This window comes from Collinsella aerofaciens, assembly GCF_028209885.1.
Classification (GTDB): Bacteria; Actinomycetota; Coriobacteriia; order Coriobacteriales; family Coriobacteriaceae; genus Collinsella; species Collinsella aerofaciens_BA.
The window spans coordinates 1-23,852 of sequence record NZ_JAQLEM010000023.1 but is presented as its reverse complement, the minus strand read 5'-3'; the positions used below and the strand labels follow the sequence as shown (position 1 = coordinate 23,852).

21 protein-coding genes are annotated in these 23,852 nt (G+C 60.8%); 8 read left to right on the top strand and 13 right to left on the bottom strand.

From position 1 onward, the window contains the following. Window positions 1–121: 121 nt before the first annotated feature. The 3 genes from PMX21_RS06935 (at window position 122) to PMX21_RS06925 (ending at window position 3,335) form a co-directional block, all read left to right on the top strand. Window positions 122–1,981 carry an ABC-F family ATP-binding cassette domain-containing protein gene (locus PMX21_RS06935; RefSeq protein ID WP_271758848.1) on the top strand — a complete coding sequence of 620 codons (1,860 nt, stop codon included), beginning with the start codon at window positions 122–124 and terminating at the stop codon, window positions 1,979–1,981. A 6-nt stretch (window positions 1,982–1,987) separates the two neighbouring features. Next, window positions 1,988–2,758: a Cof-type HAD-IIB family hydrolase gene (locus tag PMX21_RS06930; protein WP_271758846.1), complete on the top strand. Its 771-nt coding sequence runs from the start codon at window positions 1,988–1,990 to the stop codon at window positions 2,756–2,758. Window positions 2,759–2,945: 187 nt separating this feature from the next. Next, the gene (locus PMX21_RS06925) at window positions 2,946–3,335 is read left to right on the top strand and encodes a metal-dependent transcriptional regulator (protein ID WP_271758844.1); all 390 of its coding nucleotides are present in this window, start codon (window positions 2,946–2,948) and stop codon (window positions 3,333–3,335) included. Window positions 3,336–3,614: 279 nt separating this feature from the next. Here the strand turns inward: PMX21_RS06925 and PMX21_RS06920 are convergent, their stop codons facing one another. The 5 genes from PMX21_RS06920 to PMX21_RS06900 form a co-directional block, all read right to left on the bottom strand. Continuing rightward, entirely contained in the window at window positions 3,615–5,567 is a 1,953-nt protein-coding gene (locus tag PMX21_RS06920; protein WP_271758842.1) for a heavy metal translocating P-type ATPase, read from the bottom strand. Between the two features lie 100 nt (window positions 5,568–5,667). Further along, on the bottom strand, window positions 5,668–5,886 hold the full coding sequence (locus PMX21_RS06915) for a cation transporter (protein WP_117735568.1): 219 nt from the start codon (window positions 5,884–5,886) through the stop codon (window positions 5,668–5,670). Between the two features lie 63 nt (window positions 5,887–5,949). Beyond that, the gene (locus PMX21_RS06910) at window positions 5,950–6,315 is read right to left on the bottom strand and encodes an ArsR/SmtB family transcription factor (protein WP_271758840.1); all 366 of its coding nucleotides are present in this window, start codon (window positions 6,313–6,315) and stop codon (window positions 5,950–5,952) included. Between the two features lie 389 nt (window positions 6,316–6,704). Further along, window positions 6,705–7,811: a hypothetical protein gene (locus PMX21_RS06905; protein WP_271758838.1), complete on the bottom strand. Its 1,107-nt coding sequence runs from the start codon at window positions 7,809–7,811 to the stop codon at window positions 6,705–6,707. 653 nt (window positions 7,812–8,464) lie between these two features. Then, window positions 8,465–9,433, bottom strand: a complete 969-nt coding sequence (locus PMX21_RS06900; protein WP_035137278.1) for a 3'-5' exonuclease — start codon at window positions 9,431–9,433, stop codon at window positions 8,465–8,467. A gap of 172 nt (window positions 9,434–9,605) precedes the next feature. Here PMX21_RS06900 and PMX21_RS06895 point away from each other — a divergent pair, with 172 nt between their 5' ends. Beyond that, window positions 9,606–10,694 carry a putative manganese transporter gene (locus tag PMX21_RS06895; protein WP_271758836.1) on the top strand — a complete coding sequence of 363 codons (1,089 nt, stop codon included), beginning with the start codon at window positions 9,606–9,608 and terminating at the stop codon, window positions 10,692–10,694. 167 nt (window positions 10,695–10,861) lie between these two features. Here the strand turns inward: PMX21_RS06895 and PMX21_RS06890 are convergent, their stop codons facing one another. Beyond that, the gene (locus PMX21_RS06890; RefSeq protein ID WP_006235439.1) at window positions 10,862–11,344 is read right to left on the bottom strand and encodes a YaiI/YqxD family protein; all 483 of its coding nucleotides are present in this window, start codon (window positions 11,342–11,344) and stop codon (window positions 10,862–10,864) included. Then, window positions 11,345–11,947: an HdeD family acid-resistance protein gene (locus PMX21_RS06885; RefSeq protein WP_117797862.1), complete on the bottom strand. Its 603-nt coding sequence runs from the start codon at window positions 11,945–11,947 to the stop codon at window positions 11,345–11,347. It lies immediately after the preceding gene. A 235-nt stretch (window positions 11,948–12,182) separates the two neighbouring features. On the opposite strand from PMX21_RS06885, the gene PMX21_RS06880 reads away from it, so the two are divergent. The 3 genes from PMX21_RS06880 (at window position 12,183) to PMX21_RS06870 (ending at window position 14,132) form a co-directional block, all read left to right on the top strand. After that, window positions 12,183–12,854 (top strand): nitroreductase family protein, encoded by a 672-nt coding sequence (locus PMX21_RS06880; RefSeq protein WP_271758834.1) that lies wholly within the window; start codon window positions 12,183–12,185, stop codon window positions 12,852–12,854. 82 nt (window positions 12,855–12,936) lie between these two features. After that, entirely contained in the window at window positions 12,937–13,479 is a 543-nt protein-coding gene (locus PMX21_RS06875) for a histidine phosphatase family protein (protein WP_035137274.1), read from the top strand. A gap of 17 nt (window positions 13,480–13,496) precedes the next feature. Beyond that, window positions 13,497–14,132, top strand: a complete 636-nt coding sequence (locus PMX21_RS06870; protein ID WP_138374914.1) for a histidine phosphatase family protein — start codon at window positions 13,497–13,499, stop codon at window positions 14,130–14,132. 129 nt (window positions 14,133–14,261) lie between these two features. Here the strand turns inward: PMX21_RS06870 and PMX21_RS06865 are convergent, their stop codons facing one another. From PMX21_RS06865 to PMX21_RS06845, 5 genes are all read right to left on the bottom strand, one after another. Continuing rightward, window positions 14,262–14,942 (bottom strand): DUF1015 family protein, encoded by a 681-nt coding sequence (locus tag PMX21_RS06865; RefSeq protein WP_195445930.1) that lies wholly within the window; start codon window positions 14,940–14,942, stop codon window positions 14,262–14,264. A 39-nt stretch (window positions 14,943–14,981) separates the two neighbouring features. Next, window positions 14,982–16,202, bottom strand: a complete 1,221-nt coding sequence (locus tag PMX21_RS06860) for a M20 family metallopeptidase (protein ID WP_271758832.1) — start codon at window positions 16,200–16,202, stop codon at window positions 14,982–14,984. A gap of 177 nt (window positions 16,203–16,379) precedes the next feature. Continuing rightward, a complete protein-coding gene (locus PMX21_RS06855) occupies window positions 16,380–17,543 on the bottom strand; it encodes a phosphoglycerate dehydrogenase (protein WP_271758830.1) in 1,164 nt (387 codons plus the stop codon). 70 nt (window positions 17,544–17,613) lie between these two features. Continuing rightward, the gene (gene serC / locus PMX21_RS06850; RefSeq protein WP_271758828.1) at window positions 17,614–18,738 is read right to left on the bottom strand and encodes a 3-phosphoserine/phosphohydroxythreonine transaminase; all 1,125 of its coding nucleotides are present in this window, start codon (window positions 18,736–18,738) and stop codon (window positions 17,614–17,616) included. A 226-nt stretch (window positions 18,739–18,964) separates the two neighbouring features. Continuing rightward, window positions 18,965–20,566 (bottom strand): potassium/proton antiporter, encoded by a 1,602-nt coding sequence (locus tag PMX21_RS06845; protein ID WP_271758826.1) that lies wholly within the window; start codon window positions 20,564–20,566, stop codon window positions 18,965–18,967. Between the two features lie 253 nt (window positions 20,567–20,819). On the opposite strand from PMX21_RS06845, the gene PMX21_RS06840 reads away from it, so the two are divergent. Further along, on the top strand, window positions 20,820–21,659 hold the full coding sequence (locus PMX21_RS06840) for a metallophosphoesterase family protein (protein WP_271758824.1): 840 nt from the start codon (window positions 20,820–20,822) through the stop codon (window positions 21,657–21,659). Between the two features lie 316 nt (window positions 21,660–21,975). Here PMX21_RS06840 and PMX21_RS06835 read toward each other — a convergent pair whose 3' ends face one another. Continuing rightward, window positions 21,976–23,556, bottom strand: coding sequence for a lipopolysaccharide biosynthesis protein (locus tag PMX21_RS06835; protein ID WP_334204076.1), 1,581 nt, complete (start codon window positions 23,554–23,556; stop codon window positions 21,976–21,978). Window positions 23,557–23,852: the final 296 nt, after the last annotated feature.

The window sequence follows — 23,852 nt, the reverse complement described above, 5'->3', positions numbered from 1 at the left end:
CCGCCTTTTGCTCTGCGACCGAAACGACCACCACAAAGGGGACAGGCGCCTTCGTGGTGGTTTGGGGTGGGGCTCGCTGCTATCATGGACAACGTTGAATTTCTACGAAGGAGCAGGGCATATGGCGATTCTTTTGGGATGCGATTCCGTCAGCCTAGAGTTTCCCACCAAGCATATTTTCGATAGCGTGACGCTCGGCGTGGGCGAGGGCGACCGCATTGGTATTGTCGGTAAAAACGGCGACGGCAAGTCGACGCTGCTGAGCGTGCTCGCTGGCACGCTGGAGCCCGACGACGGACGCGTGACGCACCGCCGCGGCACGACGATCGGTCTGCTCGGCCAAAAGGACAACCTGGTCGATACTGATACCGTGCATCATGCCGTTGTGGGCGACGCCCCCGAGTACGAGTGGGCGTCGAGCCCCCGCACGCGCCAGATCCTCGCCGGCCTCATCAGCGATGTGCCCTGGGAGGGCACGGTGGGCGAGCTTTCGGGCGGTCAGCGCCGTCGCGTGGACCTCGCGCGCTTGCTGATCGGCGATTACGACGTGCTCATGCTCGACGAGCCCACCAACCACCTGGATATGCGCACCATCAACTGGCTCGCGCGTCACTTAAAGGCCCGCTGGCAGCGCGGCCAGGGTGCCATGCTCGTGGTCACGCACGACCGCTGGTTCTTGGACGAGGTCTGCACCAGCATGTGGGAGGTCCACGACGGCCAGGTCGATCCCTTCGAGGGCGGCTATTCGGCATACATCCTGCAGCGCGTGGAGCGCGACCGCATGGCCGCCGTTACCGAGGAGCGCCGTCGCAACATGGCGCGCAAGGAGCTCGCGTGGCTGAGCCGCGGTGCCCAGGCTCGTTCCACCAAGCCCAAGTTTCGCGTGGATGCCGCTCGTGAGCTGATCGCCGACGTGCCGCCCGTGCGTGACGAGCTGGAGCTCAAGCGCCTGGCCGTGAGCCGCTTGGGCAAGCAGGTTATCGATGTGGTCGACGTGGATGCCGGCTATGCCGATACCGACGGCGCGCCCAAGCAGGTGCTCACCGATGTGACCTGGCTCATTGGTGCGGGCGACCGCTATGGCCTTTTGGGCGAGAACGGCGCCGGTAAGTCGACGCTGCTCGACGTGATCCAGGGCAAGATTGAACCCACGTGCGGCCGCGTGAAGATTGGCCAGACAGTGCGCTTTGGCGTGCTGTCGCAGCAGCTCGAGGAGCTCGAGCCCTACATGGGCGACACGATCCGCGAGGTGCTCGGCAACTATAAGAAGTACTACGTCATCGACGGCAAGGAGACTTCGCCCGAGAAGCTCTGCGAGCGTCTGGGCTTTACGACGCAGCAGCTCTGGAGCCGCATCGGCGATCTTTCGGGCGGCCAGCGCCGTCGCCTGTCGCTGTTGCTGACGATTCTGGACGAGCCCAACGTGCTCATCTTGGACGAGCCGGGCAACGACCTGGATACCGACATGCTCGCGATTGTCGAGGACCTGCTGGACGGCTGGCCCGGCACGCTGATCCTGGTGACGCACGATCGCTTTTTGATGGAGCGCGTGACCGACCAACAGTGGGCACTGCTCGATGGCCATCTGACGCATATGCCCGGCGGCGTGGACCAGTACCTGCGCCTGTGCAACGCTACCGCCGAGGGCGAGCCCGTGGGCGCGCCGAGCGCCAAGACCGGCACGTTTGACACCGGTGCCGCGGCAGCTGCGGCCGAAAAGCCCAAGTCGAGCGGTCAGCCCAACGGCCTGTCCAACGCCGAGCGCCAGAAGCTCCGCCGCGAGGTGAGTTCGCTCGAGCGCAAGATGGAGACGCAGCGCACCCGCGTTGAGGAGGCCGAGGCCGCGATGGCCCAAGTCGATCCCACCAACTACACGGCGCTCGGCGAGCAGCAGGCAAAGATCGACGAGGCTCACGCTGCCATGGACGAGCTGGAGATGGCGTGGCTCGAGGCGAGCGAAAAGCTCGAGGGCGAGGAGTAGGCGAGGATGATTAAAGCCGCGTTTTTCGATATCGACGGCACGCTGCTGAGTTTTAAGACCCACCAGATTCCGGCGTCGGCGCAGCGGGTGCTCGACAGCTTTCGCGCGCAGGGGATTGCGTGCGTGATCGCCACGGGCCGTCCGACCTACCAGATGCCGGACTGGCTGTTCGACCTGGGCTGGGATGCGTACATTACGCTCTCGGGTCAGCACTGTTTTGATGCCGAGGGCGTTTATCGCAGCTGCCCGATCGATTCGGACGACGTCGCGGTGATTGTGGACCAGGTGGCGCAGGGGCGCTATGACTCGCTGTGCATGCAGGGCGAGAACTCGTTTGTGAACCGCCTGTCCGAGCGCGTGGTGACGGCTGGCAGCAACGCGGGAATCGTCTACCACGAGGAGCCGTTTGAGCACGCCTTTGACGCACCGGTCTACCAGTTTTGCGCCTTCGTTGATCCGGCCGACGAGCATATCGTGACCGATGCCGTGTCGCATTCGCTCACCACGCGCTGGTGCGATCTGTTCTGCGACATTATTCCGGCCAACGGCGGCAAGGACCTGGGCGTGGCGGCGACGCTGGAGCGCCTGGGCATCGACGCGAGCGAGGCGATTGCCTTTGGCGACGGCGAGAACGACCTGTCGATGTTCTCGGCCGTGGGCATAAGTGTGGCCATGGGCAACGCGCAGGACACGGTGAAAGCTGCGGCGACCTATGTGACGACAGCCGTGGACGACGATGGCATCTGCAACGCCGCGAAGCACTTTGGATTGATGTAACTGCGGGGCGGCACCCGGCGCCTGGGGACACTCCTTGTGGGGCGTCCCCATTTTGTTTTCGTCCCGCACGTTTTGTGAAACACGGCTAACTTTTAGACAAAGTAGTAAGACATGGGCAACTTTTGCGGTAAAGTTAGCCGTGGAAAGTATCCAAAGGCTAACTAGCAATCATCGCGAAAGGCGGCCCATGGCCCTACGTGAATCCGGAGAAGACTATCTCGAATCAATCTACGTTCTGTCGGAACGTCAGGTCATCGTGCGCTCGATCGACGTTGCGGAGTACCTCGGCGTAACCAAGGCGAGCGTTTCCAAGGCCATGGCGACGCTGGAAAGCAACGGCTATGTCGAAATGGGCAAGCGCGACGTTCATCTGACGGAGCGTGGTCTGGAGGTCGCTCGTCAAATGTGGGAGCGTCACTGCTTTTTCGTGGGGCTGCTGGAGGATGCGGGTGTTTCGGCTGAGGTCGCGTCGCAAGAGGGCTGCCACATGGAGCACTGCCTAAGCGAGGAAAGCTTCGAGAAGCTGAGGGCGATGCTGGGACGGGAAGATGTGGCGGGTCCAACAACGGAAGCCTAACTGACTTACAGTGACGCGGAGTTCGCGCAAAGCGCGAACCAGCGACCGGGACCAGTAGCCCCGCCAACCAAGTCCAACTCAGACAAGGAACCCCGCCAGCAAGCGATGCCCAAGAACCTTCAGCTGTGTCAATGCAGGCCGGGACCGGGTTTGGTTTTGAAAACACTCCGCAGCGCGAGGCCCGCCTTTCCGTTGCTCCGCAGGAGCAGGAAAGACGGGCCTCATGCGCGAGGACGTTTTCAAAGCCAAGCCCGGTCCCGGCTGGAGGGGCCACGAGTGCTACAGGTTCTTGACACCCATCGCGCGCATGGCGTTCAGGATGGCGATGATCGCCACGCCCACGTCGCCGAACACAGCAAGCCACATGTTGGCGATGCCCAGTGCCGCAAGCACCAGAATCAGCAACTTAATGCCCAGCGCAAAGATGATGTTCTGCCAAACAATCGACATGGTCTTGCGCGCCACGCGGATCGCGCGGGAGATGTTGGACGGCTTGTCATCCATGAGCACGACGTCCGCCGCCTCAATTGCGGCGTCCGAGCCCATAGCGCCCATGGCGATGCCAACGTCTGCGCGGGTAAGCACGGGTGCGTCGTTGATACCGTCGCCGACAAAAGCGAGCTTGCCCTTGTCGCTTTCGCCCGCGAGCAACGCCTCAACACGCTCGACCTTATCGCCCGGCAGCAGCTGCGCGTGGAACTCGTCGAGACTGAGTTGCTTGGTCACAGACGCCGCAACCTCCTCGCGGTCGCCCGTGAGCATGACGGTGCGCTTGACGCCGGCGGCGTGTAGGTCGCGAATCGTTTGCTCAGCATCGGCCTTAACGGTGTCTGCAATCACGATGTGGCCGGCGTACACGCCGTCAACGAGCACATGCAGAATTGTTCCGACGACCTCGCAATCGGGCGCTTCGACTCCGGCCGCGGCGAGCATCTTTGCGTTGCCAACGACGACGTGCTTGCCGTCGATGGTTGCCGTCACGCCATGGCCCGCGTCGTTGGTGGAGTCGCTTACGCGCTTGGGGTCGACCTCGCCCTGGTAGGCGACACGCACGGACTGCGCGATGGGGTGATCGGAGAACGACTCCGCAAGGGCTGCGACCTCGAGCAACGACTGCTCGGTATAGCCAGCCTCGGGGTGCACCGCGACCACCGAGAACGTGCCGTTGGTGAGCGTGCCGGTCTTGTCAAAGACGACGGTGTCCACATCGGCGAGCGTCTCGAGGTAGTTAGAACCCTTGATGAGGACGCCCAGCTTGGATGCGCCGCCAATGCCGCCAAAGAAGCTGAGCGGGACGCTAATCACGAGCGCGCACGGGCAGCTGACGACCAGGAAGGTCAGGCCGCGCAGGATCCAGTCGGACCAGGCGCCGGTGACCAAGCCGCCGCCGAGCGCGAGTACCGCGGCAGCGCCGGTGACGGCGGGCGTGTAGACGCGGGCGAAGCGCGTGATAAAGTTCTCGGTGCGCGCCTTCTTTTCGCTGGCATTTTCCACGAGCTCCAGGACGCGTGCGACGGTGGACTCGCCAAAGGGCTTGGTGGTGCGCACGTGGATGAGGCCCGTCATGTTGATGCAGCCGCTGATGATATCGTCTCCAGTTTTGGCCGGGCGGGGGACCGACTCTCCGGTAAGGGCGGCGGTATCGAGCTGTGTCTCGCCCTCGACGATGACGCCGTCGATAGGCACGCGCTCACCGGGCTTGACCACGATCACGGTGCCGACGGCGATGTCATCGGGGAAGACCTGCTCGAGTGTGCCGTCGGGCTGCTCGACGTTAGCGTAGTCGGGCGCGATGTCCATCATGGCACTGATCGACTTGCGGCTCTTGCCCACGGCGTACGCCTGGAACAGCTCGCCGACCTGGTAGAACAGCATGACGGCGGCGCCTTCGGCCATGTGCGGATCGGTGTCGGGGAAGAGCACCATGGCAAACGCGCCGATGGTCGCGACGGCCATGAGGAAGCTCTCGTCGAACGCCTTGCCGCGGCGGATGTTGTTGTATGCCTTTTGGAGCACGTCGTAGCCGGCAATCAAAAACGGCACGAGGAACAGTGCGAAGCTGGCGTAGATGTCGCCCGGGGTGCCGAATGCGGCAGTGAGGGTGCCGAGCTCATCGAGGGCGTACACCACGGCAAAAATGCCCAGCGCTACCAGTATGCGGTTGCGCTTATGCTCGAGTGACTCTTTTTTCTTGCGCTTCTTCTTTTTCTTCTTGGGGTCGGCGGTGGCCATGACTCGTATCCTCCCATTTGAACGTATGAACACTCGCTCATACAATTTCGCGAGCAAAGGCCGCGGCAAGCGCGGCCTTGCGGGTTGGCGTAAACCTGGGCTAGAGAATGATCTCGCAGTCCGGCTCGGCGTCGGCGGTGAACTCCACAACGCGGTCGAGGACCTCGTCGAACTCGGCTTCATCGGCCTCGAGCGTCAGCTTCTGGGTCATAAAGTTGACCGAAACGGACTTGACGCCCTCGAGCTTGGCCAGCTCGTCCTGAAGCTTACGCGCGCAGTTGGCGCAGTCGATCTCGTCGAGCTTGAACTGCTTTTTCATGGTGGGTTCCTTTCCCCGTATTTGCGGCTTGGGTGCAGGCCGCGCTGGTACCGTGGTTGGTCGCTATTCGCAGATGTGGCTCATGCCCTGGTTGAGCATGGTGTAGACGTGGTCGTCGGCGAGCGAGTATAGGATATTGCGCCCGTCGCGCCGGAATTTAACCAGGTGTGACTGCTTGAGTGTGCGCAGCTGGTGCGACACCGCGGACTGCGAGGTTTCGGTCGCTTCGGCGATGTCTGCCACGCAGAGCTCGCGGCCCATGAGGGCATAGAGGATCTTGATGCGCGTGGTGTCGCTGAAGACCTTGAACAGGTCGGCGAGGTCGTAGAGAAGCTCCTCGTCGGGAAGGTCCTCGGGCGAGCAGGTGGTCGGGATCGCGGGCTCGGTGGCCTCGATGTCGAGTTTCGTTTCACCAACGCGGATGCTCATTGCAATATCCTTTCATATGAACATGCGCTCATATAATTTACTTTCGATTATATGAGTGTATGTTCATGTGTCAATACAATTTGCGATAATTTCGATGACTGCTTTCCGCCTCTGCGATTTTCTGTGGGTTGGGAGACATCGACGCAATGCTCGCCAACATATTTCGAGATGTTCGGCCAGCATGCTAAGAAAGCCACCTTGAGAAGCATTAGAACTGTTCATATTTGTACTTTATCGTGTTAAATACCGCGAGAATCAGTTCTTCCTCTACGGGAGTTCCTGCAGAATCAGTTTTATCTAAAGTTATATTGAGCATTGCTGCAACCAATCTGGCACATCGGTGGCCGAATAAGTCGAAAAATGTAGGTGGACATCCGCAGAGATCGCCTTTAGAAGAGCGAATTCTCAATTAGATCAATAATCGTGTCGTCTTCCGTGCGGTTTTCATCGATTTTTGCGGACATGTCGCATTCCCAAGGCCCATTGATTTCCTCAGCAAGGGCCCCGACGTGTTGCATGTCGTCGGGTTCGGGCACATCGTTGATGCTCGGGTCATCAGCTTGCGGATATTGGCTTGCAATTTCGCGCTTGGTGGCCTCTTCTTCTTTGAGTGTCTCCAGGACGCGGCGACCGTATTCGAAGTAGCGCCGCAAGACAAATTGACGAAGAGTTTCTTGCAGGATGGCGAAGTTATCCGGGAGTCGACCGGGCCATATCTTCTCGCGAATGCGAATTGCTTCCATGACCCGTCTAAAAGCGGACTGCTTGAAAAACGAATGACGATTAACTGTGATAACGGCATATCCCATGTTTCGCAGCGTGTTTCGGCGCTCCTCGTCAATTGACTGCTGCCCGGGCTCGTCGTGGTAAAAGCCGTTGTATTCGATATCGGTCATCGAATTTTCGAGCAGCGCGTCGAGGTAGAAAACCGTCCGTCGCGTTAGGGCGGCGTATCTTTTGGGGACTGGGATCGGATAATCCGTTTTGATAGCGCGTATGGCTAAGCCGCCCATTGACTTGGGCATTGTCAGCATCATGACAAACGCCGTTTCGAGTGGGGAGCGACAGCCTTCGCGTACATAAGAAAGTGCCTTAAGCGCTTTATTAGATCCACGATACCCCGATGCCTCTGAAAAGAAGGCTCTGAGCTCTTCAACGCTGGTTAGGGCTGGGCGCTCGCGATATTGAGTTTCGTCGGACGTTCCAAGCGCGTAGGAGCCGCAGATTTCAAAGTAATACTCAACGAGCTCCGAAAGGTTGAGGTCGGCTGTTGCTTCTAACGCGCACAGCTTGATATCGACGATGTAGACGTTCGGCTCGAGTTCTAGGTAGCTTTCTGCATCAAACGCATAGCGCGTGCAGTGGCAGATGCAGCCCTTGCGGTGCCTTTTGGCATTATTGGAAAACGTCAGCACATGGATGCGTTCAGAATCGACATTCTTTCTGTTGAGCCATGCTCGTGCCGCTTCCAGGTCGGACGTGGTCGGCGCAGACACCCTAATCTTTTCCATAGCTATGGGACCGGTCGCGTAGCTTGCGAGCGAGTTGGCTGTTTGGTATACAGCGCGTGCCGTGGTATGTGACAGAATGATTCCCATACGCGCATGATGGCATAGCGGACGCCGCATACGCCCGAAACTTCGGGCAACGGTATTGGGGCGCGGCTTATCTTCTGCGAACGGTGGGTTTTTGAGCTGTCGTATTGAGGGAGCAGCTTCGGCTGGGGAGGTTTCTGCCGGCTGCCCCTTTTTGGTGAACTTTAGTTGCGGATTCGTAGCTTCTAAGCGTTTTTGCCGACCGCTCAGATGCCTCACCAACATAATTTGAGTTATTCGGCCTTATCCTATACGAATGGCGCGATCGCAACGTCCTATTCGAATTGATTCAGGTAGATTTATGGGGCTTGGTTGCGAAATTAGGGCGACTATAGCGCTCGATTGCGGTTCAAGGGGCCTCGACTAGTGGTTCAGCTGGCCGAACAACTGGAAAAATGTAGGTGGGCCAACCTGCCGACTATGTGAAGCACGCATATTTGCTCGTTTTGATGAAAACTAGGGTGCAGCCATAAGGCTGCGCCCTAGTTTACTGCGTGCCGGTGCGTCCAGACGGATTGCACTGTGCCTGGCAGGCGCTCCCGCAGATGGATAGGTTATTTCGCAAACAGGTTCTTGAGGTTGAACTCGGCTTGAACGGTGCGGAGCATGAGGTCGGTGTCGTCCAGGCCCAGATGCTGCTCGTTGGCGTCGGCGGCGAGGGTTCCACGGCGGCGCGCCCAGTTCTCGAGCGCAGCGGGCGCGGATTCGCGGGGGAGCGAGCGCACATCGGCGTCCAGGCTGCGGCAGATCTGGCGCGAGTCGATGACGATAATCTTACCCGCGCGGCGTGCCTCGGCGTAACCGTCCAGATGAATTTTGAACCAGCTGTCCTCGAACGCGGCGTTATGCGCCATGTACGGGTACTTCTTCATAAGCTTGAGCAACTGCTTCTGCAGCTCCTTGTTCTCACGGAAGGGCGTTTTGCCGTCGATGTCGTCCCAAGTGATATGGTGGATATTCGACAGCGGCACATCTTCGCCGCGGTAGATATCGGGCAGGCCGCAGTAGTGTGCCTCGGCGTCGTGCGGGACGGCGTCGCTGGTGAGCTCCATGATCTCCCAGCCCACGTTAATGATATAGCCGCGCTCGGGTGCACGGCCGGTGGTCTCGATGTCGATGCCGAGCACTGTGCCTTGGATAGGCTTGCGGGCGTACGCCACGCCGAGCGCGTCGCGGTCGCCGCGGATCTCGCGCATGACGGACGCGGCGGTGCGCTTTTGCATCTTGCCGATGGCGGCGCAGGTGTCGGCGTCGGACAGACCGCGCGAAAGCGTCGCGGGCGTCACGTTGCGCAGGCGCGCCTCGCCAATCTGGTCGCACAGGTCGCGGTTGCGGTCGGCCAGGTCGCGCACGGTGGCAAAGTCGAAGCTGGGGTCGCCCTCGGCGGTAAAGTACTCGGTTTCGAGCACCTTAAGGGCCTCTTCGCCCTTCTGGCGCTCGGACTCCATGGCGCCATGATCGCCATAGATAAACATGGGAATAAACGGCTGGCGCTCGTATTCGAGTGCTTGTGAAACGTTCATATAACTGCTCCTTGGATGGGCCGCGTCGTGCGGCTTTGAGTCATTAAGATGTGGCGAGATGATAGTTTACCATGGGCAACTATTGGCATCGCGCCTAGGATAACTACAATACCCTAGTTGACCGCTAGGACTTTTACAATGCTGCCGAAAGACACGAAAGGTTCCATCCGTCATGGGTTTGTTGATTGATATTCTGCTCGACGCCGGCAAGGACACGCTCTCGCTGGTGCCGTTTTTGTTGGTGACGTATCTGGCCCTCGAGACGCTCGAACATGTTGCGGGCAACCGCGTTAACGGCGCCATCAAGCGTGCCGGAGCCGCGGGCCCCGTGGTTGGCTCGTTGCTGGGCATGGTGCCGCAGTGCGGCTTTTCGGCAATGGCGGCCACGCTGTATGCCGGTCGTGTCGTGACCTTGGGTACGTTGGTGGCGGTGTTCCTTTCGACCTCCGATGAGATGCTGCCGCTGTTGCTCGCCGAGCAGGTGCCCGTGCAGACCATGGCGATGCTTTTGGCTTCGAAGGCACTGATCGCGCTGGTCACGGGCTTTATCGTGGACGCCGCCATTCGCGGCCTGCGTCGTAACGCTCGCGCGCATGCGGCGATTCGCCGCACCGTGCTGGGAACCGCGGCCAACCCGGCCTACGTGAACTGCGCGCACGACGACCACACTGGCGGTGACATCATCGACGAGGTGGCCGAGGCGGGCGTGAGCGCCGACCACATCCACGAGCTGTGCGAGCGTGATCATTGCGGTTGTGATGAAGACGAGGACGAGCACGACCACGGACATGGCCACGATCACGGTCATGAGGGCGAGCATGAACACCATGATGGCCACGGTCACTCCCACTCCCACGAAGGGACGCCTGTCCTGTCGATCATACGCAGCGCGATTTCGCACACCGTGCAGGTCTCGGTATTCATTTTTCTGGTGACGCTGATTCTGGTCGCCGTGCTCGAGTCGTTCGGCGAGTCCGCAATCGAGCAGTTCCTGCGCGGCAACGAGACGCTTGCGGTCCTGGGCTCGGCACTCGTCGGCCTGATTCCCAACTGCTCGGCCAGCGTCGTCATCACGCAACTGTACCTGGAAGGCGCGCTGCAGCTGGCCCCGATGCTCGCCGGCACGCTCATCTCTGCAGGTGTGGGCTACCTGGTGCTGTTCCGCACCAACCGCAGCGCCCGCGAAAACGTCCTGTTCCTGATCATGATGTACGTCATCGGTGCGGGCTGGGGTCTTATCCTTTCTGCCTTCGGCCTCTAAGTGGGCCTAACAAAACGGGCTTCAAAATAGCCATGCTCGGCGCCTGCACAATGCGGCGACGCATGGCATTTTGAAGCCCGTTTTTTGTTGAGCCATGGATTTTGAGCGCTCGCACCGCCCAAAACAAAAAGGTAGATTTTCGGGCATGTCCCAAAAATCTACCTTAGTTAGCGGAGCAGCTCGGTGAGGTTGCGTTTAAAGCGGGCGCGATCTTCGCTGGTAAATGCCGCCGGTCCGCGAGTGCGTCCGCCGGCGCGGCGCACCTTCTTTTCCTCGTGGCGAATAAACAACTGCATGTCGATGGTCGCTTTGTCGTAGACGCGCCCGCGCACACCGATGGCGGCGGCATCGCGCCCGAGCACCATGCTCGCCAAGCCAATGTCCTGCGTCACGACCACGTCGCCCGCCTGCAGGCGTTCGACAATGGCAAAGTCGGCGCTGTCGGCGCCCACACTCACGTCGAGCGTCGTGACCCAAAAGCCGCGTCGCGCGTGCTCGGCATCGCGCGGGTCGTCGCGGCGAATGTGCCGTTCCAGGTTTTGCGTGCTGTTGCCGGCGATAACAACGGCGACGCCTGCCCGCCGCGCGCAGTCAATCGACTCGCGCGTGACCGGGCAGGCGTCGGCATCAATAAAGAGCGTTCGCGGCATCTAGTGCACCAGTTTGCCAAATTGAATAGCGCGAACAATCAGCGTAACGCCAAACACCAGCAGCGCGGCGCCGCTAAAGATAACGAGCATCTTGGCCGACCACAGCGGATAGATAAACACGAACATGCCGGCGATGATGGAGAGCGCGCCGCTCAGGATGGCGAGGGCACGGTTGGACGAAAGCTCGGACTCCAGAATGGACATGACACCTTCGACGATCCAGCCAAAGCCGGCCACGATAACCACCATCGTGGTGAGCGTCGCGGTCGAGAAGGCCTGGTTGCGCAGGATTATGACGCCGCCCAAGATAATGAGTAGGTTGGAGATGATGCTCGTCACGCGCCAGCCGGTGGGCAGCAGCGGCTCAAAAATGGCAGTGAACAGCCTGATGGCAGCAGTGATTACAAAGTAAAAACCCAGGACAGTCGTCAAAAAGACGAGGGACTTGGCGGGTGCAAAAAGCAGCGCGATACCAGCAATGAGCGCTAAGACGCCCGTGATGGCGTAAATCCAACGTACGGCCTTGACGGCTTTGCCCGCCATGCTTTTCTCGTCAAATCCAAACTGGCTCGATTTTTGGTCATCGTTCTTAAAGATGCCCATAATGTCTCCTTTCCGTGCGGCGTAAGCCTTGATCGTTACGACCAGTATCGCCTAAAGGCGCTGGCGTATGGGTCGGGGAGGGCGAAACGTAACCCAAAGGTCCCGAATTGTTCCCGTTGTTCCCCACGTCGCGATTTTCTATTCAACAGGTGTAGAACATTGCAGCCCTGTTCGTTATTGCCTACGTTTTAGGTTAGATTTTCCTAAGGACAATTGGCTTGTATTGGGGGTCCCTATGAACGAAGCAGTTCCCGAGGCACCGTCGAGTGTCGAATCGATGGCAAAGCAAGGTTGCGAAAAGCTCGGCTTGGACGCGTTTGATGCGTTGGTTCGCTGCGCCCGCACGTGCCGTCGCTTTGACGAGTCCATGCGCGTGCCGCATGAGCTTTTGCTTGAGCTGGCGGAGCTGGCGCACCTGACTCCCTGTGGTGCCAATGCTCAGCGTCTGCGTTTTCATGTGGTGAGCGGTGCCGTGGATTGCGCGCGCGTATTTGATGAGCTTGCATGGGCCGGTGCGCTTAAGGATTGGCCGGGTCCTGCCGAGGGCGAGCGCCCGACCGGCTACATCGCGATTTTGGCCGAGTGCGCCGTTCCGGGCAAGCCTGCCGCTCCCATTACCGAGGTCGACACGGGCATTGCCGCGCAGACGATGATGCTTGCCGCCCGCAGCGCCACGCCCGAGGTGGCAGCCTGCATGTTCAAGGCCTTTACGCCCCACGCGATCGATGCCATGGGGCTCGATAACGACAAATATGAGCTCAAGCTGATCATGGCGTTTGGCGTTCCGGCCGAGACACAGGTGATCGATGCGATCGATTCCAACCCCGACGGCTCCATCAATTATTGGCGCGACGAGGCGCAGGTGCACCACGTACCCAAGCGCTCGCTTGTCGACGTACTGGTGTAGTTGAGCGTCACCGCGGTGTGATCCGGCGGTAAACCACCACAAAGGTACCTGTCCCCTTTGCGGTGGTGCGAGGGGAGGACGTGTGGCAGATTTGTATTTGGTGCGGCATGGGCAGACTGAGCTCAATGTGCAGAACATTTTGCAGGGTGGGCACGATTCGCCGCTTACGGCGCGCGGGCGCGAGCAGGCGCTGGCGACGCGCGCGGCGTTTGAGGCGCGTGGCGTGACCTTTGACCGTGTGTATTCCTCCCCGTTGGGCCGGGCGCGGCGTACGGCTGAGCTAATTGCTGGTGAGGGCCGCTCGATAGAGCTGGTCGATGACCTGCGCGAGTGGCATTTGGGCTCGCTGGAGGGTACATCAAATCGCGAGATGCCGCCGCAGCCCTGGGGTGATTATCCGGTGGCCTTTGGTGGCGAGTCTGAAGGCGAGCTCCAGTCGCGCATGGTCGCGGCGCTGTCCCACATCATGGCCAGGCCGCAGCACGACTGTGTGCTGGCAGTCTCCCACGGCTCTTCCTGCCAGGAGTTTCTTGAGTATGTGACTGGCAGGGGAGAGCTACCCGACAACGGTGCCGTGCTTCATTTTGGCTATTGCGACGGTGCGTTTTCGCTCCTTGATTGGTAATGAACGAAAGGACCCCTATGAATAAAGACCTGTATCTGGTTCGTCATGGGCAGACAATATTCAACCTTAAGCGCATTATTCAGGGTTGGAGTGACTCGCCGCTCACGCAGCTGGGATGCGACCAGGCGGCGCGTGCCGGCATGTTCTTGCGTGCGCGCGGCATTGAACCCGATCATGCCTACACCTCCACACTTCATCGCACCGAGCAGACTATCGCCAACCTGTGGCCGGGCTTGGCGTACGAGCGCCTGGACGGTCTGCGTGAGTGGTTCTTTGGCGACTTTGAGGCCGAGCGCGTGATGCTTATGCCCGAGCGCCCGTGGCGAGATTTCTATCGTCAGTTTGGCGGCGAGGGCCAGATGCAGGTGCGCGAGCGCATGGCGGCGACGATAACCGATCTTATGCGACGTCCGGACCACGAGTGCGTGCTCGCGGTGAGCCACGGTTCGGCTATCAAGGAGTTTTTGGACCACGTGCGGGGCGCGGCGGCCGACGAGCGCGAACGCGTGCCGGGCAACTGCTCAGTGCTGCATTTTGCGTTTGACGATGCGGCCGATACGTTTGAACTGGTCGAAGTCTTTACGCAGGAAGACTACGCGCGCGAGCTGGGGCTTGAACCGCTCGTGGCTACTGCGGGTCCGCAGCGCGGATAACGCGAGCGCGGCGGCACGGGTCGTCGGCATAACTTCTCGACGCAAAAGGGGCGGAGATGCATGTACCTGCTGCATCTCCGCCCCCTGTTTGTTGGGCTGCCGATTTTTATGCTGGACGGTCTGGTCTTGCTAGAACCGCGCGACCTGGTGCGTGAGCAGACCCGTCGGAACCTGCGCCGCGCCGCCGCTGACCTGCGCGGCGGGGAAGAGCGCAGCTACGGCAAAGTTGAACGGCTCTTTGCCCGTGTAGGTGCCGGCGGCACGTGCATCGTCGGTCAGGAGCTGTGATGCCTCGACTAGTGCGACAGCGTAGGCAGGGTCGTCGGCCAGTGCCGGCTCCGGCGCCTGGTCGAGCATGGCGCGGATGGCCCCGACGGCGTCCTCGCGCTTGACCTCCCACACGCGGTGCGTAATGCCGGCGGGGTCGGTGACGGCATAGAGTGAAGCGCCCTCTTTTGCGGCGCCGAGGATGATATCCATGACGGGAGAGGCTTCGTAGACAAGCGTTACGGGACGGGGCTGTACCTTGAGGTCGGCGATTGCGCGCGCAGCGGCGGTCGTATCGGCGGCAACCGCGTCGCCGCCCGCCAGCGCACCAACCGGGCAGATCGCCACGACACCCGTCACACGTCCCGGCTCGCCCGAGCATTCGTACACGTAATACGCCGCACCCGGGTCCTTGAGCATCAGACCATCGGCAATGGCTCCGCGCAGAGCATCGTTGCCGCTCAGGATGCTGCCCATTGCAGGCAGCGCCTCGAGCACGCGGTCCTGAGCCGGGCGGATGCAGGGAAACGGAAGTGCTTTCATGGGCGGTCCTAACGCACGAGTCGGTTTGTTCGCGGCTTATTATGCCCCAACTTGGCCGCTCGCGTCCCAGAGCACGTTATCGGCGAGCGCGATTAGCACCTGCTGACAACGAACGATATCGGCGTGGGGCACATATTCGTTGGGCTTGTGCGCGAGCGCGAGCGACCCGGGACCGTAGCTCATGCAATTGCGGTTACCTGTCTTGCCGGCAATGACGGCGGTGTCGGTGTAGCCGGTAAAGAAGCCGACGGTCGTGTCCGCGTCCGTCACGTCATCGGCGACACGCTTGAGCGCTGCTAGAAGGGGAGAGTTCGGGTCGCGCTCGATGGCGGGGCGGTCGCCCGTCACGGTGTAGCTGCCATGGCAACCGGGAACGGCGGCTTCGGCGACGGCGATGGCCTGCTCTACCATGCGCGTCGCGGCGGCCGTATCGGTCGGAGGCGTCAGACGCATGTCGACCCAGACTTTGGCGCGGTCGGGTACGACATAGGGACGGTAGCCACCTTCGATCTGTCCAAACGTGATGGTCGAAGGCCCCAGCTCATCGTGCGCGGGCAGCGCCATAAACGCGCGACGGAGCGAACACACGACCTCGGCCATGGCGGCGACGGCATCCGCGCCCTTCCAGGGCTGGCTCGCATGCGCCGTCACGCCAGTCATTTCAATCTCGAACCACGTACGCCCCTTGTGCGCCACCTGGATCTGTCCGTCGGTGGGCTCGGTGTCCAGCACCCATTCACGCGAGCCGACCCAGCCAGCATCGATCGTGGCCTCTGAGCCGCGCATAAAGTCCTCCTCGTCGACCGAGCAAATGAGTGAGAAGCCACGGCGGGGCAGCTTGCCTTCTGCCGCCACGCGCTCGAGCGTATGGACCAGTGCGGCAATGGCGCAGGCCAGGCCACCCTTCATATCGCAGGCACCGCGGCCATAGAGTTTATCGTTACGCACGATCGCTCCGAGCGGCGGAATGTCCGCGTCCCAGCCATCGCCCAGCGTAACGGTATCCATATGGCAGATATAGACGAGCCGTGGCTCGTCGCTCAGTCCCGGCACGGTGACCATAAGGTTGCGGCGCCCGGGCAGCACCTCGAGTTCCTCAACCTGCACGGCATGGAGCACCGGATGGCTCAGCTGTGCCACCCGGTGCTCAACCAACGCTTTGATATAGCGCTCAATCTCGTCCTCATACGCACCCGGGTCCGAGCTGTCGATCCGCACGAGTCCTTGCGTAAGCCGCCAAGCAAAATCTGTATCAACCATAGGCACCTCACAGATAGTTAGGTCAACATACAGATTGTATGTCAAGAAGCGGCTCGGTGTATTTAATGGAGTGCTCACAAAAACGGGGGCGCCTCTCGTGCGAAAGGCGTCCCCGCGGGCATTCAATGTCAGTGACGGGCAGGCCACATGGGGAACTGCCCGTCAGATCAGCCGGCGCTATTTGATTACGCGCACGCGATACATCGACGGAATCTGCTTGAGCGCCTCGATGGTGCTGCTGTCCAGGTGCTCGTCGGTGTCGAACATGGTGTAGGCGTTTTCGCCGGCGGACTCGTTGGTCATGCGCTGCACGTTGGCGTTGTCCTTGGCAAGGATTGCCGTTATCTGGCCGATCATGTTGGGCACGTTGGCGTGCAGGCAGGCGATACGGCTTGCGGCGCGTGCCTTACCCATGCTGCAGGCGGGGTAGTTGACGCTGTGGGCGATGTTGCCGTTCTCCAGGTAATCCTTGAGCTCGCTGATGGCCATGTCTGCGCAGTTGGCCTCGGCCTCGCCGGTGCCGGCGCCCGAGTGCGTGGTGATAAACGTATTGGGCATCTTGACCGTCTTGGGCGTGGCGAAGTCGCAGCTAAACCAGCTGAGCTTGCCCTCGCGCAGGGCGGCGTCAACGGCGTCCTCGTCAATGATGGTCTCGCGTGCGTAGTTGATCAGCACGGCGTCCGGGGCCAGCAGGTTGATCTGCTCGGTGCTGATCATGCCGATGGTGTCAGCCTTGCTGGGCACGTGCACGGTGAGGTAATCGCAGCCGCGGCACAGGTCCTCGAGCGTGCCCACGCGCTGCACCTCGCGACTCAGCACCCACGCGTGCTCAACGGAAATGAACGGGTCGTAGCCGTAGACATCCATGCCCAGGTCGACGCAGGCATTGGCGACCTTGGAGCCTACGTTGCCCAGACCGATGACGCCGATGCGCTTGCCCTTGAGCTCGCGGCCCACAAAGGCCTTCTTGGCCTTTTCGGCATCGACCTGAATCTCGGGGTCGTCGGCGTTGTCACGCACCCAGTTCATTGATTGCACCACGCCGCGGCTCGAGAGCACCAGCATGCCTAGGACGAGCTCCTTGACGGCGTTGCTGTTGGCGCCGGGGGAGTTAAAGACGACGACGCCCTTCTTGGCGTACTCCTCGACGGGGATGTTGTTGACGCCGGCGCCGCAGCGGGCGATGGCGCGGATGCCCTCGGGCATCTCGTAGCCGTGCAGATCGGTCGAGCGCATCAGGATCGCGTCGGCCTCTTCGGCGGTGCTCACAAATTCGTAGCCCTCGCCAAACTCGACTTTGCCGTCTTTAGTGATGTCGTCGATGGTCTTAATCTTACGCATGGAAAAACTCCTTAGCAGGTTTGTCTAAAACAGGTGGTTTGAAGTGGCTGGTCGGCCCGCGTGTTGCGGGCTAGTTAGATCGCGGACTCAAACTATGCTGCGCTTCGAAGTCCTTCATGTACGTGGCCAGCGCCTGCACGTCCTCCATGGTTACGGCGTTGTAGACGCTGGCGCGCATACCGCCCACCAGGCGATGACCCTTGACGTTTTGAATCTGGTGCTCGGCGGCGCCTGCAACAAAGGCCGCGTCGAGTTCGGCGTCGCCGGTACGGAAGGTGACGTTGGCGATGGAGCGGCTGTCGGCCTGCGTGGTGCCATGGAACAGCTCGCTGTGCTCGAGCAGGTCGTAGAGTAGGTTAGCCTTGGTCCAGTTGCGCTCGGCCATGGCGGCAAGTCCGCCGGTCTGCTCAACCCAACGGAACACCTTGCCGCACACGTAGATGCCAAAGGTGTTGGGCGTGTTGAGCATGGAGCCCTTGGCGGCCTGGGTCTTAAGGTCCATGTACTGCGGCGTTTGCGCAAAGGCGGAGCCATCTGCGATGAGGTCGTCGCGCACGATGACCACGGTCACGCCCGCGGCGCCGGCGTTTTTCTGAGCGCCGGCGTAGATGAGCCCGTAGCGCTTTACGTCGAGCGGCTGCGACAAAAAGCAGCTCGAGACATCGGCGACCAGCGGTACGTCGCCGCAGTTGGGCAGCTCGTGGTACATGGTGCCAAAGATGGTGTTGTTCTGGCAGATGTAGACGTAGTCGAGCCCGTCGCCTGCGGCCTCGGCGGCAATGCGCGCGTTGATGTCGGCCATGGTGGGTATGCGGTCGAAATTGGTGTCCTCGGAGCTCGCGAGCAGTACGGCCTCGCCGTACTTGGCGGCCTCCTTGTATGCCTTGTTGGCAAAGTTGCCGGTCACGATGTAGCCGGCGCGGCCGCGGCGCATGAGGTTCATGGGGATGGCCGCAAACTGCAGTGTGGCGCCGCCCTGCAAAAACAGGACGCGGTAGTTGTCGGGGATGCTCAGCAGGCGGCGCAGGGTTGCCTCGGCGTCGTCGATGATCTGCTGGTACATGCTAGATCGATGGCTCATCTCGAGCACGGACATGCCGCAACCGCGGTAGTCCATCATCTCGTCGGCGATCTCGGCGAGCACGCTTGTAGGCAGCGCGGCCGGGCCAGCTGAGAAGTTGTGCACACGTGCCATCTTCTAGTTCCCCTCGTAGTCGTTTGAACGTTCGGGATACTTTAGCACAGTGGAGCGCCGGGCGCGACCGCATCGCGGTAAAACTCGACTACGCCGCTATGATTTACAGGATGGTTACATGGGGGAGGGATGCTTTACTCCTCAGGCAAATCCAAATCTGCGAGCGAAGGCATGAGGTTCTCTAGGCGCTTGATCTCTTCGTCGCAAATTAGCTACCTCCTGGTCACTACGACGCCAGTGTGGCAATGACGGCTTCGTCGCCGGCATATATTAGGGTGTTGCCGTCGGGGATGATCGTTTGGCCGTCGCGCTTGAGCATCACCACAATAAACGGATGCTTGCCTTGCGGCACGTCGCGCAGGCGCTGGCCGGCCAGGCGACCGTGGGGCGTCACGGTGACCTCGCGCAGCGTAACCTCGGCACGCTCTTCAAACGTCGGGGCAGCCATCACCAATAGGTCGCCTTCCTCAATCACGGTATCGCCATTGGGCAGCACCGGGTGCGCGCCATCGCGCAGCACCAGGACGACGAGCATGTCCGTGACGCTGCCAATGTCCGCAAGCGAGCGACCGGCAAATGGATGGCCCGCGCCCACCTTGAGCTTAACGAACGACATGCCGTCCTCGTCGCGGTAATCGTTAAACGTACGGCGTACGTCGCCTTCCGCGTCGATCATGTCGAGCTTCTTTGCCACCGCCGGTAGCAGCGAGCCCTGTACCACAATGCTCGACACGGCAATCACAAACACCAGATCAAACAGGTCTTGGCCACCGGGAACGCCGGCTACCACGGCAAAGAGACTAAAGACGACCGAAGCCGCGCCGCGCAGGCCCGCCCAGCTTACGAGCGCGACTTGGCGAGGGTTCGTCTTAAAGGGCGCCAGGAGCACGCCGACGGCGATGGGACGGCTCACGAAGAGCATAAACGCCATGAGCGCTAGGCCCGGCAGCAGCATCTGCGGCAGGCGTGCGGGCGTTACGAGCAGGCCGAGCAAGAAGAAGATCGTCATCTCGGCCATCTCGGTGAGGGTGTCAAAGAAGTGCGCCATCTCGACTTTGCCGGTGATGTCGCTGGCACCCAGTACAATGCCTGCCAGGTATACAGCCAAAAAGCCGTTGCCGTCCAGATAGCTCGGCAGCGCGTAGGCGACGATCGCCACGGCGAACAAAAAGATGGTCTGCGCGCCCTCGGCCGTTGCATGTGCGCGTTCAATCAGGCGGCCCGCCGCCCAGCCGATGGCAAGGCCCAGACCCGCGCCTAGAATGATCTGCTTGGCCAGCAGTGCGGGAATGTTGATGTCGCCGCCGGCCGCGAGTGTAGCGAGCACAGCGGTGAGCATGTAGGCGACGGGGTCGTTGGAGCCCGATTCGACCTCGAGCAGCGAGTCGGTGCCGCCCCTCAGCGAAAGGCTGTGCTCGCGCAGAACGCTAAAGACGCTGGCCGCGTCGGTGGACGCCACGACCGATCCCAGCAGCAGGCCGCCGATCCAGTCGAAGCCCAGCACAAAGTGGGTGAACACGCCGGTGATGCCGGCAGTGATGACGACGCCGAGCGTGCTCAGCAGCACCGCCGGCGCAGCGACGGGCTTGGCGCGGTCGATATTGGTGTTAAAGCCGCCGTAGAACATGATGAACAGCAGCGCCGTGCTGCAGACGGTTTCGGTGAGTGCGTAGTCGCTAAAGTCGATATGCGTCGGGCCGTTGACGCCCAACAGCATGCCCAGCGCGATAAAGATGAGCAGGGTGGGGAAGGGGAGCTTTTTGCCGACGGGTTTGATGGTCAGGCACAAAATGATGACGAGGCCGATAAAAAGAAGGATCTGGTTCATGGATGGTGTCCGCTCCTGGGTGGTTGGCGTGGCACGGTCAGTTGTCTGCGGTTATTTGTACCCAAAGATGGTGGGTTTATGGGGTTGGATTGCAGGCGTGCGCGATATCGTCATAGACGGCTGCCGTCTTTGCCTCTGCTCGGAAACTCTTTCCAGCTTTATTGCAACGGAGTACAATGGGTAACGTTTAAGTTCAACTTGAAGTTTTAGTTGCGGCGCCGGGCTTCGGCCGCAATGCAAGGAGAGGCGTACCATGGCGATCTATGTGACATCTGATGCTCACGGGCACGTGCGTGCGCTTGACGAGGCCCTGTCTAAGATCTCGTTGACGTCCGACGACACGCTGTACGTGCTGGGCGACATGATCGATCGCGGGCCCGATCCGGTCGGCGTTATTAAGCTCGTGCGCTCGCTGCCCAACGCCCGCGTGCTCAAGGGCAATCACGAGCAGATCATGCTCGATGCCATCATTGGCCAGGATCCGCTCGATGCCGAGACCTGGGATATCAACGGTGGCTGGACGACGCGCGAGCAGCTCAACGACATGGAATTTGAGGCATACGAGGAGCTCGTGCGATGGATGGCCGCGCTGCCGCTCTACGCGGTGGTCGAGACCGAGGAGCGCCCGTATCTGCTGGTACATGCCGGTATTGAGACCGAGGCGGCGCGGGCGTTTTTGCTTGAGCATGGCGTCGATTGTGCCGATGGCGTTGGAGCGGTGGGTGCCGATCGCGAGCTGCTGCAGCAGATGCTCGCGGTGCAGTCGTCCGATGACCTGCTGTGGATTCGTCATGGCTATTGGGATGCGTCGACCGGGCTGCTTTCTGCCGAGGGCAAGGGCCCGGTCGTGGTGAGCGGTCACACGCCCACGGTATCGCTTGGGCGCTATTGCGAGGTCGGTGGTCTGGCGGGGCTCGATGAGGAATCGGGACGCGGGCAGATCGTGCGCTTGGGCGGCGAGGACACTGCTGGTGTGCCCGATCGCATCGACATCGACTGCGCCGCCGCCACCGGCTCCGAGTTCGGCCGCGTGGGCATCCTGCGGCTCGATGATGGGGCGGAGTTCTACGCGAACATCAACCCGGGCGAATAATCGGTGCAAGGGGTAGCCAATTTGGGACGGGGCTTATTTGACTACTTTTGCCCTTCTGCCCGCTAATTGATTTCTCTGGGACGGGGATTAAATAATCATTTGGCTGCCCGCCGGCTAAGTGAGTAGACTTTTTTGGAAATGCCGAGCACCCAACATATTTGCCTCAATAAAACCGCAGGTCACAGACTTGTGCTCTGTTGGTGTGGTCGGGGATTCGGTAAAAGTCTACTCACTTAGTTTTGCGTGATGAATATTGTCCGCAACGAGACCCCAGACGGGGTGATTCCATCGCAAATTCCGGTGACCGGGCAGCTAATTAGGCGCCGTATGGGTTGCGGTCGCGTTCGATGCGTTGGCGGATGTGGGCGTACTCGATAATCAACAGTACCAGCAGTAGGGCCATGATGGCTAGGTAGCTCACGACGGCGCCCATCAGGCCGAGCAGATTGATCAGAATCACCGGGAGCACCACGCTCACGGCAAAGCAGATCAGGTAGATCTTGGTGACATCTCCAGCGTGGCGCAGCACCGTGATGATGGCGTAGATAAAGTCGATGGCCGCGGTGACGCCGCCGGCGACGACCATCAGCAGCGCCAGCGTACGGTAGCGTTCAAAGCTGAGACCGTACATAAAGCTCATGAGGGGAATACCGGGACCTGCCATAAATGCGGCGCACACGCCGGTGATGACCACGATCAGCGCCATAACGGCAACAATAATCAGGTCAAAGCGGCGACGCTTGCGCGGATTCGCCCAAATGCTCGACAGACGCAGGAGCTGCGGTTTATAGATAAATCCAATGCTCAACAAAATTCCCTGCGCCGGAAAGAACAGAGCATTAAAGTACAGCTGATATTTGTATGCCAGCGTGCCTTCCATCACAAACTTGGGCATGCTCTCAATTAGGTTGAACAGGAACAGTGCACCAAAGAGCGGGGCGCACTGGACAAACAGGTGGCCGACCTCGCGTAGGCTCACGCGGCGCGATTTTTCGGTCTCGAGCAGGGCGAGCGGCGCGGTGACCAGCACGAGCGAGGCGATCGCGGCGACACCCATGGCCATGGCCGCGATGGGCATGCTGCGCGTGAGGAACAGCGCCACGCTGAAGACCGCGATGACGCCGACGGAGCGTAGCGTTTGGCTCATTCCAGCCAAGTAGAGTTTGTCGTCCTGCTGCAGGCGGCCTTCGTACACGTCGGCGACGCCGTCGATGACCTTATACAGGTAGACGCCCAGGCCGATCGTCGCCATCTGCGCATCATAGCCGCGGGCGCTGCTGTACATGAGGCCGCAGCCTAGGGCGAGCGCTCCACAAAGCCAGCGGTTGAGCTGGTAGGAGGCAAAGGACGTCTTTTCGTCGATGTCTGAGACGTGGAAATTGCGCACGCCGTAGTTGCATGCGATCATGATGAGCGTGCCGGTGACGAAGGCGATGGAGAACTTACCGGCCTCCTCGGCACCCGCGAGCTGTGTCGACACGATGGTGAGCAGAGGAAACGCCATGCCCCACACGGCGGTGCCCAGGGTATTCCAGAGATAGTCGCGGCGGGTGGCGTGCTCTTCGTATTCCGCTTCCTGCATGGAGAAGCCGCCGCCGTAGACGGCGCCGAGCAGGCGGTTCCACCAAGCGTTGACCATGCGGCGGACGGGGCCGGGCTCCCGATCGCGTTCGCGCCGGCGACGTGTGGCTTGGTAGCTATCGGGTCCGCCGGCGTTGCGCTGACTCAGCTCCTGGATGCGTGCGAGCTCCTCGGCGGTGTGCGAGGCGGGGAACAGGCCGTTCTCGATGCGTCCGCCCTGGGCCCTTGCGGTGCCGCTGCCCGCTACGGCGGGGTCGGCGACGCCATTACGGCGGGCGATGACGCGGCGAATGCTATCGAGGGGCGTGATGCTCAAAGCGGGGTCCTTTCTATTGCTGCGCTCTAGTATAGACACCGCGGTGTCCGCTCGTGTTTTTGAACAGGTTGTTCGATAATTTCGGCGGCGCCATTCGGTAGTCGGCACTTAGGGACGTTCCTTATGTGCCGTCACTTTGGGAACGTCTCTAAGTGCCGGCATCCGGGGACACTCCTTGAATGTTGCCTGTTCAAGAGTGTCCCCAATGACTAGTCGTCTAAGAACGTCCATTACAGTCGAAATTGTCAGCCCGGGACCGTCTCGGGCTACGATTGAGGCGCGCCCAGAACGGGCCG